At 56.3% G+C, this 18,051-nt stretch carries 12 protein-coding genes and 1 tRNA gene; 5 read left to right on the top strand and 8 right to left on the bottom strand.

Features of this window, described 5'->3' with window-relative positions:
* Positions 1-8: 8 nt before the first annotated feature.
* Positions 9-890, bottom strand: coding sequence for a leucine-rich repeat domain-containing protein (locus tag Pan97_RS09260; protein ID WP_144971854.1), 882 nt, complete (start codon positions 888-890; stop codon positions 9-11).
* A 144-nt stretch (positions 891-1,034) separates the two neighbouring features.
* Here Pan97_RS09260 and Pan97_RS09255 point away from each other — a divergent pair, with 144 nt between their 5' ends.
* From Pan97_RS09255 to Pan97_RS09235, 5 genes are all read left to right on the top strand, one after another.
* Positions 1,035-1,448, top strand: coding sequence for a hypothetical protein (locus tag Pan97_RS09255; protein WP_144971852.1), 414 nt, complete (start codon positions 1,035-1,037; stop codon positions 1,446-1,448).
* Between the two features lie 99 nt (positions 1,449-1,547).
* The gene (locus tag Pan97_RS09250; protein ID WP_144971851.1) at positions 1,548-4,610 is read left to right on the top strand and encodes a PVC-type heme-binding CxxCH protein; all 3,063 of its coding nucleotides are present in this window, start codon (positions 1,548-1,550) and stop codon (positions 4,608-4,610) included.
* Between the two features lie 135 nt (positions 4,611-4,745).
* On the top strand, positions 4,746-5,180 hold the full coding sequence (locus Pan97_RS09245) for a DUF2752 domain-containing protein (RefSeq protein ID WP_165698674.1): 435 nt from the start codon (positions 4,746-4,748) through the stop codon (positions 5,178-5,180).
* Positions 5,181-5,238: 58 nt separating this feature from the next.
* Positions 5,239-5,910, top strand: a complete 672-nt coding sequence (locus Pan97_RS09240; protein ID WP_144971847.1) for a hypothetical protein — start codon at positions 5,239-5,241, stop codon at positions 5,908-5,910.
* A 137-nt stretch (positions 5,911-6,047) separates the two neighbouring features.
* Entirely contained in the window at positions 6,048-6,992 is a 945-nt protein-coding gene (locus tag Pan97_RS09235; RefSeq protein WP_144971845.1) for an alpha/beta hydrolase, read from the top strand.
* A 40-nt stretch (positions 6,993-7,032) separates the two neighbouring features.
* On the opposite strand, the gene Pan97_RS09230 is transcribed toward Pan97_RS09235, so the two are convergent.
* The 7 genes from Pan97_RS09230 to Pan97_RS09200 form a co-directional block, all read right to left on the bottom strand.
* Complete coding sequence (locus Pan97_RS09230; protein WP_144971843.1) at positions 7,033-7,917, bottom strand: LysM peptidoglycan-binding domain-containing protein; 885 nt, start codon at positions 7,915-7,917, stop codon at positions 7,033-7,035.
* A 551-nt stretch (positions 7,918-8,468) separates the two neighbouring features.
* A complete protein-coding gene (gene secD, locus Pan97_RS09225; RefSeq protein ID WP_165698673.1) occupies positions 8,469-12,326 on the bottom strand; it encodes a protein translocase subunit SecD in 3,858 nt (1,285 codons plus the stop codon).
* Between the two features lie 111 nt (positions 12,327-12,437).
* Positions 12,438-12,791 (bottom strand): preprotein translocase subunit YajC, encoded by a 354-nt coding sequence (gene yajC, locus Pan97_RS09220; protein ID WP_196782334.1) that lies wholly within the window; start codon positions 12,789-12,791, stop codon positions 12,438-12,440.
* 308 nt (positions 12,792-13,099) lie between these two features.
* Entirely contained in the window at positions 13,100-14,446 is a 1,347-nt protein-coding gene (locus Pan97_RS09215; RefSeq protein WP_196782333.1) for a PQQ-binding-like beta-propeller repeat protein, read from the bottom strand.
* A 107-nt stretch (positions 14,447-14,553) separates the two neighbouring features.
* Positions 14,554-15,720: a tRNA guanosine(34) transglycosylase Tgt gene (gene tgt, locus Pan97_RS09210; RefSeq protein ID WP_144971839.1), complete on the bottom strand. Its 1,167-nt coding sequence runs from the start codon at positions 15,718-15,720 to the stop codon at positions 14,554-14,556.
* Between the two features lie 64 nt (positions 15,721-15,784).
* Positions 15,785-17,116 carry a DNA-directed RNA polymerase subunit alpha C-terminal domain-containing protein gene (locus Pan97_RS09205; protein ID WP_144971837.1) on the bottom strand — a complete coding sequence of 444 codons (1,332 nt, stop codon included), beginning with the start codon at positions 17,114-17,116 and terminating at the stop codon, positions 15,785-15,787.
* A gap of 154 nt (positions 17,117-17,270) precedes the next feature.
* Positions 17,271-17,344: transfer RNA gene (locus Pan97_RS09200), tRNA-Thr, on the bottom strand.
* Between the last annotated feature and the right edge of the window lie 707 nt (positions 17,345-18,051).

Genomic DNA, 18,051 nt, shown 5'->3' with positions numbered 1-18,051 from the left:
GCGTTCTTCTACAGTCTCAGCTTCTTACTCAGCATCTCAGCCTGTTCGTCCGTCAGTGGTTCCCACTTGATCTCGACACTGGGCATGGCTGCTTTCAGCTTCTCGACGTCCGCTTTCGAGATATCGACCTGGCTGATGATCAGCTTCTTGAGATTCGGCAGGTCTTTAGGCTGTATTACCGAGTCGTAGTTCAAGCGAGCTTCGGTCAGTTCAATCGACTCCAGCGACGGGATCTTCGCCAGGATCGCGATCGAACCGTTGTCAAAGCTGGCTGGCGTGTCCTTTCCCCAACTTGGCAGTCGCTGCCCCAGGCGAATCGACTTGAGATTCTTCAGCTTGACCAGGTTCTTCAGACCATCACTCGTTTCGGTATTGTGCCACTCGCGAAAGCTTTCCAGTTGCGTTAGCTCACCCACCGCTTCGAGCGCCTGGTTGCCTGCGGTTGCCCCGGCAAAGGTGAGGGACTCAAGCGCCGGCAAGGCTTTCAGATGCGCAAGGCCCGAACCGTTGAACGCTTCCAACTTGCGCGACGGGTGAAAGATCGAAAGCCGCTTCAGATTCGCAAACGCCGTGAAGTGCTGGTAACCGTCGTCGGTCAGCACGGTCCCGTTGACCATGATCGATTCAAGCTCCTTCAGCCCCGAGAGCATCTTCAACTGGTCGTCGTTCAGATCCTTCCCGCTGATCGAAAGAGACTTCAGCGTCTTCAATTGACCGATGAGTTGGTACTCCTGGTCGGTGTAGCCATCGCAATTTGCCGACAGGGAATAGACGGCCCCGTCACGCATTTGGATCTTGGCGTTGATCTTGTCGAACGCAGCCTGGGTGGGTTCAGCTGCGAGCAACAGGGCAGGGGAAAGTGCTACCAGAACAGCAAGCAGGGTCTTCATGAGAACTCCTTGGAAGATTGGGGGAGGCCTCGATTATAGTCAGCGACCTCCCACTCATTTCAACCAAAATCGAGCCTATTTTTTCGCGGCGACCTAGAATCAATGGCAGCAGGGGCAAGGCCACTCAATCCGAGGAGGCTTTCTATGTCCGCTTCTGAGAAACTCCCCTGCAAGATGTGCGGGGCGATGATCCGTCCGTCCACTTTCGAGCAGTATGGAGGAATCTGCGCGAAGTGCCACCACCAAACCAGGCGAGGTGGATTTGTTGATTCGCTCGAGGTCCTGGGAGCCCTTCTATTCCCACTGATCATGATCGCCGTGTTCGTCTTTGGCATACCGCTGGGGCATTATCTATTCTTTGGCGGACGCGACACCGATCTGCACCGTGGCATCACCAAGTCCGTCACCTTGGTGGCCGAAGTCCCCAACGTCGAACTCAACGGCAAACCTGCCCGGGTAACCACGCGTTATCTCGTGATCGAAACGGGCAACGGGGAGACCGTATGGATCCCGGATGAAAACGTGGCGGGCGTTGAATTCGAGGCCCAAGAGAGGTGATGTCTCGTATTATCAACTTAGAACTGGACTTCGGGGCGGAGGCAGGCTAGAACAGAAAACGTTCCGGCCTGCCTATCTACTTCCTACCCACAGATCGCCATGATGCACCGAAGCCTTTCGATCGTCGTCGCCCAGGTTATCCTTCTTACAAGCACCGCCTCTTGGGCATGGGGCCAAGAGGACGGGTCCAAAGCGAAATCGCTGGACGCCGCCAACAACGAAGCCGTTCGCGAACACATCCGCAACTTTGAAGGTCGCGGGCAGACCGCTGACTTCTCGGTGCCGGCTCTGACCCCCAAGCAAGCGCAACAGGCATTCGTCACGCCGGATGACGTCACCGTCAAGGCAGCACTCACCGAGCCGGAAGTTCGTCAGCCGGTGTGTATCAACTTCGACGAGCGAGGACGCATGTGGGTGGTGCAGTACCTGCAATATCCTTTCCCGGCCGGGCTGAAAATTGTGAAGTACGACGAGCACCTGCGTGCCGTGTTCGATAAAGTTCCGCCGGCGCCACCCCATCACGATCGCGGCGCGGACAAAATCACGATTCATGAAGACACTGACGGCGACGGGTCATTCGATAAGCATAAAACGTTCGTCGACGGACTGAACATCGCCACCAGCGCCCTCCCAGGCCGCGGTGGCGTCTGGGTGATGAATCCGCCGTACTTGTTGTTCTATCCTGACGAAAACCACGATGACGCCCCCGATGGCGATCCTGAAGTTCATCTTTCTGGCTTTGGCCTGGAAGACACGCACGCCGTCGCTAACAGCTTGACTTGGGGTCCCGATGGCTGGCTTTACGGGGCCCAAGGAAGCACGTGTTGGGCGACGGTCAACGTGCTCAAGAATCCTTCGCAACCGCCTGTTCATTTCAAAGGGCAGGCCATTTGGCGATACCACGTGGAAAGCCACCAGTTCGAGATCTTCGCCGAAGGGGGCGGCAATACGTTCGCCGTCGAGTTCGATGCCAAGGGTCGGCTCTACTCCGGGCACAACGGCGGCAACACGCGTGGCTTTCACTACGTCGAAGGGGGCTACTATCAGAAGAGTTGGGGCAAGCATGGGGCCCTTACCAACCCGCACGCGTACGGCTACTTCCCGGCGATGAAACACGCACCCGTCGAGCGTTTCAGCCATACTCTGGTTAAATACGAAAGCGACACGTTGCCGACGCGTTACCACGAACACCTCATCGCCCCGGTTCCGCTTCACAACTATGTTGCCGTCTCGCAGATGTCGCCAGACGGGTCAACCTGGCAGACCAAAGATCAGTTTCATGCGATGGCGACCGATGACATTTGGTTTCGACCAGTCGATATCAAGGTGGGACCTGATGGATGCGTCTATGTCGCAGACTGGTGCGACACACGGCTGACGCACGTCGATCCGCGGGATACATGGGATCGGGCACGGGGAAGAATCTGGCGAATCCAACCCAACGATTACGCACCGCGAAAACCAGTTAATTTGCGAGAGCTATCGACCAAACAGCTTATTGAAAAACTAGCCAGCCCTGACAAGCTGACGCGGCAACTTGCGCAGCGCATGCTGCGTGAAAAGGGAAATCCCGCGGAAGCAAATGAACTGATCGAGAAGCTCCCTGAGACCGAAGGGCAACTCGCGCTCGAGACTCTTTGGGCCATTCACGCGCTGGATCGTTTCGACATCGAAGTCGCCCAGGCGGCGCTGGTCCATCACGATCCGTACGTTCGACTGTGGGGCATTCGGCTTCTATCGAAGGATCAAGCTCAGGCCCTGTCGGAAAGACTGTTTTCCCTGGCCTCAAGCGAATCGCATCCGGAAGTATGCAGTCAGCTGGCATCCACGGCGAAACGAATTCCCGGCCCGGTTGGCCTGGAAATCGCTCAGCGACTGGCGTCGCGCAACGAACTCGCTTCCGATCCCCACATTCCGCTTCTTACCTGGTGGGCGATCGAAACGCATGCCGATGATTCTTCTTTGGCGGTCAAGGACCTCGCCCGTTCGTTATCCTCGACGCAGATCGGCGGACAGATCGTTCTGCCGCGACTTGCTCAGCGCCTGGCCGCGGTGGCCGATAACGGAAGCCTACTCAGGCTTGCTCAACTCATTCAAGCCACGGACGACGCAGCACTTCGTACCAAACTGCTGGAAGCGGTCGACGAAGCGTTCTCCGGCAGGAAGATTGATCGCCTGCCAGAGGAGTTGCGCGAAGCGATTGTTGCCTCGGCGTCGGGAAGCTCATCGGCTCAATTGGCCCTTCTCGTTCGAGCAGGCCAGAATCAGGCGGAACAAACGGCGATCGCGATGATCACTAACGAGAAGACGCCATCCAAAGAGCGATTGAAGTTTATTCAGCTCCTCGGACAGGTCGGCTCGAAAGAGGCACAAAACTCCCTACTGAAACTGGCGACCTCGACCTCGCCGGAGGCGATACGAATTGCTGCGATCAGTTCTCTAGGCACATTCGACGAACCCAACATCGCCCGCGAATTGCTTGCCTGCTACCCAGAGGAACCGGCATCGATTCAATCGGCAATTATCGATAACGTGACGGCCCGTCCGGTGGCCGCTCACCAGCTACTCGATGCGATTGAAGCAAAGCGAGTATCCCAACAGGCCGTTTCGGTTGACCTTCTGGAGAACCTGAAACTGCACGGCGATAAGAGACTGAACGATCGAATTGCCAAGCTGTGGGGAGCGACGAGAGCCACTCCCGCCCAGTTGGCTTTACAACTCGAACAAGCGGCCACATTGCTGAAAACGGGGGACGGCACCGCTGCGGAAGGAAAGCAGCTGTTCACCAAACGGTGCGGCACGTGCCACAAGCTGCATGGCGAAGGGGCCGACATCGGTCCTGATTTGACAGGCTACGAACGGACCAATCTTGACTTCATGCTGCTTTCTATCGTTGACCCGAGCGCCGCGATCCGCGAAGAGTACACCAACTACCGCGTTCTGACGGTCGATGGCCGTGTGCTGTCTGGCTTCCTGAAAAACCAGGACGACAAGACGATCACCCTTCAGAACGCGGACAACCCCGCACTGGTCATCCCGCGTGACGAAATCGAAGCCGGTCCCCTGGCGATCGACAAATCGTTGATGCCCGATCGCCTTCTCGAAGACCTAAGCGCTACGCAAATCCGCGATTTATTTGCCTATCTGCAAAGCGCGAAGTGATAGCACGACCTGCCCATGGGCCAGATTGCCTTTCTCGGCAGCAAAAACCGTGATAGCATCGAGAGTGTGAATCTTGACTTGTTCGATTTTCCGGTTTTCTGTATCGTTCGCGCCCGATGGAAGAGCAATTGCGTTATGGCTGAAGCGGCCACCATTTCACCACTTCGTTGGTATCAGCGAATCCTCATGGGAATTGGGGGAAGTATTTTAGCCATACTCCTGGCAACTGCCGCGTGGTTAACCCCGAGTACGCGAGGGATGGGCACGCACCAGCAGTTGGGGCTTCCGCCTTGTACGCTGGTCCAGTTAGCCGGCATGCGATGCCCTTCATGCGGAATGACCACCAGCTGGTCACACCTAATGCATGGCAACGTATGGGGTTCGCTCAAAGCGAATACGGCTGGCTGCCTACTGGGATTCATTGCTCTTTTCCTTGCCCCGTGGATGTTGAGTTCGGCCTGGCTGGGCAGGCTCACCGTCTCGGCTCCCAGCGACGCCGTGCTGATCACGATCACGATTCTGGTCGTCGTCGTCACGCTGGGAGACTGGTTAGTAAGAATCAATTTTTGACCGCTACCGACTTGCATGACGCAAGTCACCTGATCGATCACCACGGATGGACCAAGTCATGAGCCAAGGACGGTACCGACTTTCGCCCCAAATGTTTTCCGGCATTCTACCGTTGGGCCTGATCTGCTTGCTGCTGATCGGCAATAGCGGCTGCGTTGGCCTTCTGGCAGTTTTGCTTCAGAAAGGGGACTACGCACCGGCCAAATTCAAAGGGCTGTCGGAAAAGAAGGTTGCCGTTCTCTGCGTGGCTGGGCCCTCGTTCTACTCCGAGAATTCGACCTCACGCCGTCTCGCCGAGCGAGTCGAGGCCCTGATCCTGGCCCATGGGGACGAAGTGAAGGTCATTCCCCAGCAGAAAATCGATGACTGGAAAGACCGTAGCGGCTGGGACAACATGGATTACCGCGAGGCCGGCAAGGCCTTGAAAGCCGACATGGTCGTCGCCATCGACCTAGCACGCTTCGAGGTTCAACCAAACCCCGGCGTTTACAAGGGCTCGGCCGAATATGTCGTCTCTGTCTACGATATCAATCATGACGGCAAGCTCGTCTTCCAGGACACGCCCAAACCGATCGAGTTTCCCGTCAATGGACTGGGCTCAACCACGCAAAGCGAGCGGGAATTCCGCGATTCGTTCCTTCGCCTGCTCTCGCATCGAATCGCCCGCAACTTCTATAAGTACAACGTTCGAGAAGACTTGATGCTGGACGAGACCTTCGTTGCCAACTAGTCGACGGGCAGCAAGTTGTCCGAATATTTGACCGACCGGGAAACTGCGTCTAACATTTAGTAAAGTCAAATACGGACTTACGTTGCGTCGCATAGACGCCCTTTTCCGAACCCGACCTTTCAACCCATCCAGCCAAGATGCGTTTGCAAATCCTCTCATTAATCGTCGCCTTGTGCGCATTGTCGACCCTCGACCTTTCGATCCTCCAGGCTCAGGCTCCGGCTAAGCCCGGCGTGCGAAGAGAAATTCCACCACCGGAAGCCATCACCGTGACCACCAAAGATGGTGTGATCATTCACGGGACTTACTTTGGCAGCAATCTCGGCAAGAAGGCGATCCCAGTCATCATGCTGCCGGGCTGGGAACGCAGCCAAAAGGACCTGACCGGTCTGGCACTCGCCATGCAGAAAGAAGGGTTGGCGGTGCTCACGGTCGACCTTCGCGGCCATGGCGCCAGCAAGTCGATTCAAGGACCAGGTGGTCAAATCACCGAGATCGACCTGGAACGCATTCGAGCCAACGATTTCGACGCATTTGTTACCCAAGATCTGGAAGCCGTGAAGAGCTACCTGATGCAAGAGAACAACAAGGGCAACCTGAATATCGAGATGCTCACGATCATTGGCTGCGACTTTAGTGCCACTGCAGCGTTGAACTTCGCTGCCCAAGACTGGAGTTGGCCGATTTTGCCCTCGATCAAGCAGGGGCAGGACGTGAAAGGCCTGATCCTTGTTTCGCCCCCGAAGACCTTTAAGGGCTTCAATGCCAATCGTGCACTTCAAACGCCGGTGCTTAAGAATGAGCTGTCGCTCATGATCATCGCCGGAGAAGGAGATCGCACGAGCTTCAGCGACGCCAAGCGTATCTTCAGCACGATTGACAAGATTCGTCAGAAGAACGTGAGCGATGCCAAAGACCGAACCGTCTTCTTCGCCGGCAAACCCAATTCGCTGGAAGGAACCGAACTTCTGGTCGATCCACGCTCGAATTGCCTGAAGGATATTCTGTTCTTCACCAAGGTTCACCTGGCGGAACTACAAGCCAACGATCCTTGGACCGACCGTACGACTCCGCTTCAGTAAGGCATCACATTCTTGCTGAGCCCAAGCCGCCAGGAACCATCTAAGTTCCAGGCGGCGATAACGTCGTCCAAGGCTGGTCTCCACCGCGCACATCGGCAGCGGTGGAAACGGGACGCAGGCGTGTCATCGGCCTGAGCCGCCCATCCACCTCTGGGGCTGCTTCCTCCATCGAAACACTGGGAATCATCAGCGTCACGCCAATCGGCAGTAGATCGGGGGTATCGAGTTGCGAGCGGTTCGCTCGGAAGATTGTATCCGCGAGGAGCGGATCGCCGAGGTATTTCTCGGCGATCGACTCCAGGCTGTCACCATCTCTTACGCGGTGCTCCCGCGTTATCGTCGATCCGCTGTTACTGGCACCATGATTGGGTGGCGCGATGCGGGGTAGGGGAGTGAACTGCTGCTGGACTTGCGTCTCCGGCAGTTCCGGCTTCATGACCTGACGCGTCGTGATCACAGGCGAGGTCATCGTCGGCGGCAGCGGTTTGGCTGAGCCGGGGATCTCGATCGGAACCACTGCATGCGAGGCAGTCTTCGGTGCGTCCATGTCTTCTACGCGAGAAGCCAGCGAGACGGTACCGACTTGATTGATGGGCACGTCCGCCAGAATTGGCCGAGCAGCGACCGGAGTCGCTTGCTGCATGTCCATCGAAAGGGAAGGAATCTGGGCAGGGTTATCAAGCCCCATGCTTTGCCCACCGCGAGGCGTTAGCGTCACGACATCGGGGCGGGATACTTGTTGATCCCAATACTGCTGCGCGGTGAACTGAGGTTCGGCCGCTGTTTGTGATACCGCCGGTTGGGCGGTGGTAACTTCAGGCGGAGCCTGATCCGGAGCCGACCATGCCGACCAATAGGGCATGGCGGAACCTAGGCCAATCACTCCGAGTGCGGCCAAGGTAAGAAATTTGGAATCGCCGTTCATGTTGCGTACCGTCGTCTTGGGGAGTCACGTGTACGCCATCCATTGCATTACTCTTCGAAGACCATCCTGATGCTTCGTTTCATCGACGTATGCTAGCGTCGCTCTCTTCAATTTCCGCAGTCCTCCGGTGCATTTTTCGCTTCACCAGGGTGCGAACGTAAGCGACGCACACGTCAGGCAAACTTTACGCTGGAAGACTTTTCCGACTGCGAAAGACAGACGGAAAATATCAGTTGACTGAAGGTGCCACTGCCAAGCTCGACTCATTGGAAGAATGCTCCATGCGGTTTGCTTCAGGACCCGATCTGAACTTCACCGGAAAGTCGGTGAAAGCCGTAGGGAGTCATCCTTGGAAACCCACACGCGAGGCCAGCCAGCAGTGGCACCTACGCCAATTGAAGAGGAACACTGCTCATAGAATCCCATACGCGATGCTTGCGCTGGCCAGTTCGAGCCCGTGCGTTAGGTTTGGGCGCAAAAAAAGAAGTCGGCATCACTTGATGCCGACTTCGTAAAGTTTGCCGATTAGCGAAGCTGAGGGCTTACCCCCTTTAAGCTTGGACCTTCTTCGAGCCCTTGTCGCGGTTCATCAACCAGATCAGTACCGGGCACGCGATAAAGATCGTGCTGTACGTACCGGCAATCACACCGACGACCAACGAGAACGAGAAGCTATGAATTCCTTCACCACCAATGAAGTAAAGGATGAGCACCACAATCAACGTGGTGAGCGAGGTCAAAAGGGTACGACCCAGCGTCTGGTTGATGCTGATGTTGACCATCTCGCTGGTCAGGTCAGGGCTCTTGCCGCGGACTTCGCGAATACGGTCGAAGATCACGATCGTATCGTTCAGCGAGTAACCGATGATCGTCAAGAAGGCCGCAACCACCGGCAGACTGATCTTGAATTCCGTCACTTGTAGGAACCCAAACACAGGAGCCAACCAGACACTCAGAGCAATAAAGCCCAGCGTGACCAACACGTCGTGCACCAAAGCAACCACCGCGGCGACGCCAAAGGCCACGCTCTGGAAGCGGAACCAGATGTAACCCACGATCCCGATCAGACAGAAACCGATCGCCAGGATCGCCATGGTCTGCATGTCGCCGGCAACCTTGCTGCCAATCTTGCTGGACGAAGGCCAGACTGGCGTTGAATCGAGCTTCTTGCTGACCTGTTCCAGAATCTTGGCCGATTCGTCAGGCGCCGACGAAAGCTTGACCGTCCAAGTCGTTTGGCTGACGCGGCTATCAACCGGCAACGTCTTGCCTTCGTTGTCCAACAGGGCAACTTCCGGGCGAGCGACTCGCAGGCTGTCGGCTGCATCGTTGACCAAAGTACGGACCGTTTCGGCACTGATCCCTTCGTCGAACGACATTTCGGTCTGCGTCTTGAAACGAGGAGTTTCGGCACCTGAGGTCAGCGGACCGAGCGGGCCGGTCGCTGGGGCTTCTTCCGTCGGCGACTCGGGCATCGGCGCATCGGCAACCGGTGCTTCCGTCATCGGTGCGGCAGGCTCTTCAGCTGGCTTGTCTGCCATCGGAGCTTCTTCCATCGGCTTCTCTTCCGCCGCTGGTGCATCCGCTGGCTTTTCTTCTTCCGCTGGCTTTTCGTCGGCGGGCGCTTCTTCAGCCGGTTTTTCGGTTGCCGGAACTTCCTCTTCACCGTTGTCTTGCAGCAGAACGTCTAGTGAAACATGCCACGGCAACATCGCGAACAAGCGGGAAGAAACTGGAGCGATCAACGACTGCATATCCCCTTCGGGAGTCTCAGGCTTTTCTTCCGGAGTTTCCGCAGGAGCGTCCTCCTTGTCTTCTGTCGCTTCCGGTTCCGGAGCCGTCTCCATTGGCTCGGTCGTCGTAGGCGTCGTTTCGGGGGCCTCGACCTTGACTGGCGGCGTGCCCTGGGCCCCTGCGGCAGTTGCTGGTGGGGTGAAGTCCATGTTATGCATCACCAGCAAGCTTTCGCCATTGGGGCCGGTAAAGACCTGCGAGATCCGATCCTGCACGACTTCGACGCCCGCTGGAATCGCGCCAGTGTTGTATCGCAAGGCATCGGTACTGAAGTTCATTCGCAGGTGATCCGCCGTCTGCGTCTTGTCATCGACATTCTTGACAGACATCGCACCTGAATCGGCACCTGTTTCGTCCTGGAACTCAATTCCGTCGCCGTCGGTGTTCTGCAGAACCGCCACGCCCACCTCGGCGGCGGCCAGGCGTTCGATGATTCCGCTCAGGGTTTCCACGCCAGCCAGGTCTACCTCGGCCGAAGCCCCGGTACGGTCAGTGATGACGACCTTGCCTAGTTGACCGTATTCCGCCATCGAAGTATCGACCTTGTAAATACGATCTTCGTAACCTTCCATCGTCACGGCACTCACCGAGAGGTCAGGCAGAACGCCCGTCAGCTTGCTGCGAACTTCCGAGATCGGCATCGGTTCTTCCAGGAAGACCTGAACCGAAGAACCACCGTTGAAGTCGATGTCGAAGATATCCTTGCCACGAACGCCAACGCCGATCATGCCAACCAGAATCACCACCAGCGAAATCATCCCGGCCATTTTCTGCTTGCCGATGAAATCGTAGCCAATGCTGGAGGCCGACGGCATGAACTTGAGCGTCGAGAGGATACGCTTCTTTTCGAGGATATCGAAAATGCCGCGCGAAACGTAAATCGCGGTGAACATACTCATCAAAATACCGACGAACAACGTCACGGCAAAACCACGCACCTGGTCGGTACCGATGCGGTACAACACGGCGGCGGTGATGAGCGTCGTAATATTGGCGTCCACAATGGTCGACATCGCTTTGCCGAAACCATTGGACAGAGCAACTCGAAGCGTTGCCCCGCCGTTAATTTCTTCACGTATACGCTCGTAGATCAGTACGTTCGCGTCGACCGCCATACCGACGGTTAACACCAAACCGGCAATACCAGGCAGCGTCAAGTCAGCCTTGATGGCAATCATGACGGCCAGGATCAATACCAGGTTGAAGACCAGGGCGAAGCAAGCCACCAAACCGGCAACGCGGTAGTAAATGGCCATGAAGACCAACACGGCGATCAACGAAACCGTGATGGCGACCTGCCCCTTGCGGATCGTGTCGTCACCCAGCGTGGCGCTGATTTTCTGCTCGCTGATCGGTTCCTTGCGAAGCACGACCGGAAGCTTACCGCTACGAAGCACCTGCACCAGGTCGGTGACCTCTTGCTGGGTGAAATCGCCGGTGATGATACCGCGATCGGTGATCATCGCGTTGATTCGCGGAGCCGAGATCAGGAAGTTATCCATCACGATCCCAAGCTTACGCGGGATGTTGGGTTCACTCAGGTTCTCTTGCGACAGCCGACCCATGCGGTTGGCACCATCGACGCCAAATTCGAAGGAGACCGCAGGCTTCCCATATTCGTCTCGAGTCACGGCCGACGACGAAAGGTGCTTACCGCCCAGACGAGCTTCCGGGCGTTCGACACGCATCAACACTTCAAACGGAACGCCAGGACCACCGCCACGCACCAGGTGACGTTGGCTGTTGAGGTAGGGCGTCAAGTTGGGATTGGCGAAGTTGGGTTCGCCCACGGCACCGCGGGCATCGTCATCCACGCGAACCCAGCGGCCAATGCGGTTGCCTTCGCGGTCGGTGACGAATGTCACGCCGATCTGGCCTTCGTCTTCGGCACGCGTGATCAGGTAGTCGTGGTCTTGCTTGTTGGCCACGATCATGAAATCGAGCACACCGGCCTTGGTAATGAGTCGCTTGATCGAGTCGAGATCAGCCGATTCGGCCTGCGGCACGATTACTTCCACTTGGTTTTCGCCGTAAGGACGAATCACGACTTCGGAAACACCGGACGGATTGATACGCTTTTGCAGCTGCGTAATCAGCTGAGCAGTACCTTGTTCCAGCTGTTTTTCCGGCGTCATATCGAACGCGGCGTTCTCACTGGTATCCGAAGCGAGCAAATCCAAGCTGGCCTGTTCGTCGACTTCGTAAACCAGAATGACGCCACCTTGCAGGTCGATGCCGAACTTGGGCGGCCAAAGCAGAAAGCAAATCGTGATGCTACAGACCAGGCTGGCAAAAATAATGCCTAGCTTACGGCTCAGTTCCGGCAAGCGAATCGCGGTCGCCAGCCAAAAGCCCAGGATGTACGGCACCACGATCGTGAGGAGAATGATCCCCAGCACGTTGAATGTCTGTGAACTTCCGGGACTCGGCGTTTCAGCTGGTGCGGCATTGACGGTAGGGACCGGTACTTCAGGCGCTGGCGCGTCTTGTGCCATCGCGGTTGAGCCCAGCCACGAACTTCCGCCGGCGTCCAGCCCGAAATCGACGCCGGTCAACAAGGTGACGGTCAGCGTCAGCACGAGCATGACAGCAAAAATCGTGCAACTCTTCTGCATTGCGTGTCTCCAAGCCGTGGGAGCTTCTGCGATCCCAGGCAAGTCGTATAGTGGAATATGGAAAGGGGAATTCGTCCTTGAATCGTCCATTCAAGCCGTGACAGGCGGAAATCAGGATTCGGCGTTATCGCTCGCTTTTCCCTCGCGTGAGAGAACAGTGGCGATCGCTCGCATGCGAACCCGCATCTCTGTGCCCGACTTGTCGTCCAGGCGAAGCACGACCTCTTGTTGGTCTTTCTTCACGCTAACCACGGTGGCGATGATCCCTCCGATCGTCTCCACGCGGTCATTCTTCTTGATCCCTTCCAGCATTTTCTGGGCATCGGAGGCTTTCTTTTGCTCCGGCCGGATCAACATGAAGTAACCCAACACCAGAATGGCCACGATGGGCAACCAGGTCAGAGGATTCGCGAAACCGCCTTCTTGCGCTAAGATGTGAACCGGCATAGCCGTCAAATCAAACATTTCCGCCGACGCTTCCTACCACTTGCCTGGCTCCCTGATAGCATTCCGCTGCCCCAGTTGTCGCCGCATTCCCCAAAGGGGCGCTGCCACACCTGAAATAGGTCAGAATCACCGAGAGAATGGACTTACTTCTGTACCGTCAGCAAAGTGACAGCACATTGAAACCGCTCATGATAAGAGTTTCGTTCTATACCGGCAATAGCGGCCAATCCGCCCAAAAACGGTAAAAGGTGGCCCTGTAGACCACCTTTTACCCTCCGCTTTCCTACCGGCTGACGACAGGAATTACCCAAATCACCCTGTCGAACCTATTTTTGACTCAAATCGACCGCGACCAGTTCTTTGTCGTTGCGGAAAAAGCCCGTTTGATTGGCATAAGCAGGGTGTGTCCAGACAACCTGGCGACCGAACGCTTCGCTTGTGGGATCAATCACATGGAAACGCCCGAGCGACTCGAAACCGCTTTTGGTCATTTTGGCAACCAGCAAATCCCCCACTTCACTGAAAAGAAGGTATCGATCACTCTCCCCGAGCCGGGTCACAAAAGCGGTGCCATGCTTAATAAACCGAGTTTCGTCCGGCACCGTCGCCTTGAAGGTCGTCCATAGACGCTCTCCGTTCTCAGCATCGACGGCGATCAGGCTACCGACGTTACAGTCGCTTCCATAGACCACTCCATCCACAAAAACAGGGGTCGAGGTGCCACTGTAGACCGAAGTCTTCGGCTCGCCATGCCAGAGCACTTTCGCCCCTGGCTCGCTCTGGTTTAGCTCAATCATGACCGATTGGTTACCAATTCCGCTGGCATACATGCGGTTTCCGTCGACCATGGGGCGAGCTACCGACATCTCGTACGCAGGCTCGATCGGGACTTCCCAGTACGTCTCGCCTGACTTCGGATTGAGCGAAGCCACCCCTTCCGGGTGATAGATGATCAGTTGCCGCTTGCCAGCTGCTTCAATGATCGATGGCGGAGCATAGCCCATCTTCGTGTCGAGTGCCTTCCACTGCACCTCGCCGGTTCGCTTGTTGAGGGCAACGACGCCTTGCCCCTCGCCACCTACCATGACGTAAAGAAGGTCACCATCTACCAGCGGATGTCCGGCGCACCCCCAGATTGGGATCTCTGCTCCAAAGTCATCTACCAGGCTCCGGCGCCAGGCCAACTCGCCCGTTTCGACCTGCAGGCAGATCAAATCTCCTTCGGCCCCCATCCAATACAACAGCTCACCATCGACGGTCGGCGTGCATCGCGGTCCCACGGCGTAGCTAATGGAATAGGGACGATTGTAGGCATATTCCCACAACGGCTTGCCCGTCTTGGCGTCGAACGCGAGCACGCGTTCTTTCCCTTGGCGATCTTGCCGAGCACCAGGGTTATTCGAGATCTCGTTCGACTCGGAAAGGTAGTCGGTCACGAAAACTCGACCATCAGCAACCGCTGGGCCGGCATAACCACCGGAAATTGGAACGCGCCACTTCACCTTCAACCCCTCTTCGGGAATGGAACTGATGACGCCTGACTCACGATACACATCGTCACGGTGCGGCCCCATCCATTGGGGCCAGTCGTCGGCCAGAACAGACTGCCAGGCGAAGAGGACACAAAACGTAACAGCCAGCAGAGCTCGACCAGTAGTGCCAATGAGATGCATCAAAATTTCCTTCCGGATCGGCGCGCAAATAAAGAGTACGACGTAGCTCTTGGACGCCAAAGCATGCGGTGAGGATTCGCAATCTTCGTGAAGAATCTGAGAAAGACTTAGCCGCCTGACGACCAACCGGCCATCTTCTGTTCGTAGTACGCCTCGAAGCGGTCTTCCTCGATCGCCTGGCGTGCCTCACGCATCAATCGCTGGTAGTACGCCACATTATGCAGAGACAAGAGAATCGGCCCCAGCATCTCTTTGGCCATGAACAAATGCCGAAAATAGGCCCGGCTCAGCCCAGCAACCTGCGGCACGCTCTTGGGATCCAACGGTGTTGAGTCTCGCTGATACTTGGCATTGCGCACACGAACCGTTCCTTCATCGGTGAAAGCCAATGCGTTACGCCCGTTTCGCGTGGGCATCACGCAGTCGAACAGATCGACCCCGCGGCGAATTCCCTCTAGCAGATCTTCCGGCCGGCCAACTCCCATCAAGTATCGCGGCTTATTGGTCGGCAGGGCAGGGCAGGTCGCATCGAGTATGCGGTACATCTCCGGTGGCGGCTCACCAACGCTCAACCCGCCGATCGCATAGCCGGGGAATTCCAATTCGGTAAGACGCTGGGCACATTCCACGCGCAGGCCTTCATCGAGCCCTCCCTGCACGATGGCAAACTGGGCCTGATCTTTCCGCGTTGCGGCATCCTGACATCGCTTGGCCCAGCGAATCGAGCGGTTCATTGCTTCGCGAATCACCTTCGTTTCGTTGGGTAACTCGACCACATGATCAAGCACCATCGCAATATCGCTGCCCAAGTTCTCCTGGATCTCGATACTACGTTCCGGTGAGAGATGAATCTTGCGGCCATCGATGTGCGACTGAAAGATGGCCTCCTTCTCGGTGACCTTCCGCATCTGGGCGAGACTGAAGATCTGAAAGCCGCCGCTGTCAGTCAGAATGGGGCCGTGCCAGCCCATGAACTTATGCAGGCCACCTAGCTCGGCCACGATGTCGTCGCCTGGCCGCAGCGAGAGGTGATACGTGTTGCCCAAGATCATCTCGGCACCCGTCTGATGCACCAAGCCGATTTCGAGGCCTTTAACCGTTCCCTGCGTTCCCACCGGCATGAAAGCAGGCGTTTGCACGACGCCGTGCGGCGTCACGAATTCACCGCGACGCGCCTTCGACGTGACGTCTACGTGCTTCAGTTTGTACTGAAACCAATCGACTTCCGCGGGACGTTCCAACGCAGATTGATCCAAAGTGTCTCGAAGCTCCATGAAAAAACCCACGCGGCTATCCGCATGGGTTTGAGTTTTAGGCCACTGGCCGCACAGCGAATTATTAGTCGCCGCGAAGCTTCAGATTGTAAGAAGTCAGCTTCTCGCGAACTTCGTTCAAGCTGGTCACGCCAAAGTTCTTGCATTCGAGAAGTTCGTCGCCGGTGCGTCGAACCAGTTCGCCAATGGTGGAAATGCCCAAGCGAACCATGCACTTGCGAGCACGAACCGACAGACTGAGTTCGGCGATCGGACGATCCAGCAGTGCCTGTTCGTCCGGCGAGAGCCCCGAAGTGTCGTAGCTGACCTCTGGCGTCGATGGCTTTTCGTTCGACATCTGGCCCAGTTCCAGGCCCTTGGAACGCAGCATGTCGCGAATTTCGATCAGCGAAGTTTCGCCAAAGTTCTTACTGGCCAGAAGCTCTTGCTCGGAGCAGCGGCACAGGTCGCCCAGGGTCATGATGCCCATCTTCTGCAGGCAGTTCCGGCTGCGTACCGACAATTCGAAGTCGGTAACCGGAATGCTGAGGACCTGCGACATGCGGTCGCGTTTCTTTTGCTCTTCTTCGTCGTAGTACATGTCGCCCGATGCCTGGGCATCCTTCATGTACATGCGAGCCCGCTTCTCGGTCGGGTAGGAATCGAGAACCCGTTGGTAGCAGTGGGTTGCCCGATCGTATTCGCCACGATCTTCGTGCAGCAGGCCAAGGTTCAGCAGAGCACCGACGTGGGTTGGAAAAACGGCGGCAGCATTCTGGTAAAGCTGCAAAGCCATCGCGTCGTTGCCGCGACGGTCGTTTTCCAGTGCCAGGCCGAACAGAGCCCCAGCATGACCGGGATCAGCTTCGACGGCTCGCTCGTAAAGAGCAACCACTTCGGCTGGATTACCACCCAGCGAAGCGATGGTGGCACCACGCTGATACAGGTAATTGGCGGTCGATTCGACGGGACCGAACATGTTGTCCAGCATCTGGAGGGCTTGCTCGGAATCCCCCTTGGTGCGAAGCGCTTCGATGATGCCCAACTGGCAATCGTCTTTGTTATAGCCAGCGGTCTGAGCCGACTGGAATGCTTCGATCGCCTTGTCGAAGTTCTGCATGCAGAAATAGCTGCGACCCAGGTAGTAATGGGCCAAGGCTCCACCGTCGGCGGCCGAAAGCGTTTGCACGGCGCCGTTGTAGTTACCCATGATGAACTGGCAAACGCCCAAACGGACATTGGTGGCCGGCGAACGTTCTTCCGACTGGCCTTCCAGTTCGGAGACGCTGTCGCGAAGCGTCGAAAATGCGTTGTAATCGCGTCCTACGGTTCGCAGGATTTGACGAATTTCCTCCGGACCGAAGGACGAATTCGTGAGGACAACGCTCTTAAGGTCGAAATCGATTCCTTGAATCATCAACGGGGCTCCAAACGTTTTTGTCGTGGCCCAAGTGCGAAAGCTCGGGGGAGATAACTGGGCAGTGCGATTCCCCGCTTTTTCTTAACCAAGTTAGGACCGGTCCCTACAGGAAGCGAGTCGATATACCCATCCGCATTTGGGAAACAAGAAGAGCCAGCGACGAGAGTCGAACTCGTAACCCCAGCATTACGAATGCTGTGCTCTGCCAATTGAAGCTACGCTGGCTTACTCGCGAGTCGCGAATCAAAACGCTCCAAGATACTGAAGGTCGCTGATTGCGTCAACTTACCCTAGCCGTTGATTTTAGAAACTAAGACAAGGTTTGGCCCGCCGCTGATCTCAAAGATGAGTCTGGGACGCGGAAGTTCGCGAGAAAACAGGCTAAACCAAAGAAGAGTCGCCACTTAGGCAAGAAACGCTGGCCAAGAAAAAATCGAGGGACCGCTGTCGTACCAACCCGCGTTGGAGAAGCTGAATCGTCAGGGGCAAGGCAAACCATCCAGCTTAAGTTCGACAGCGGCCCCACGGGCCAGCTTACCGACTCCTCCGAGGAGCCGATGACGCCTTTACATGCAATAAACGAACCAAACCGGCGATAAAATCGAAAACTATTCCAAACTTGCTTGCACGTCGAACTTTAGGGAATCTCGTCCACTAGAGACATAAATGACGACATATGGGTATTTTGCAGATGTGACTCAAGATGCCACAAAGAAATAATACACACCCCTATATTTGGCTGTTTTTAACAGATTTTTTTCTGACTTGGCGCCTGATATCGAGACTGATCACCGCAAATCCTTTCTAAAAAAAGACTTGCATCGTCATCTCGATATTTCATATTGAGACACGAAACGATCGGGCCTGCGCAGCAAGTTGAAAACGTCTCAATATGAAATGGATTGGTCTATGCCTTCGTTTTTGTTGGGTGG

Source organism: Bremerella volcania (assembly GCF_007748115.1).
Lineage (GTDB): Bacteria > Planctomycetota > Planctomycetia > Pirellulales > Pirellulaceae > Bremerella > Bremerella volcania.
This window is presented reverse-complemented; position numbering and strand designations above follow the sequence as displayed.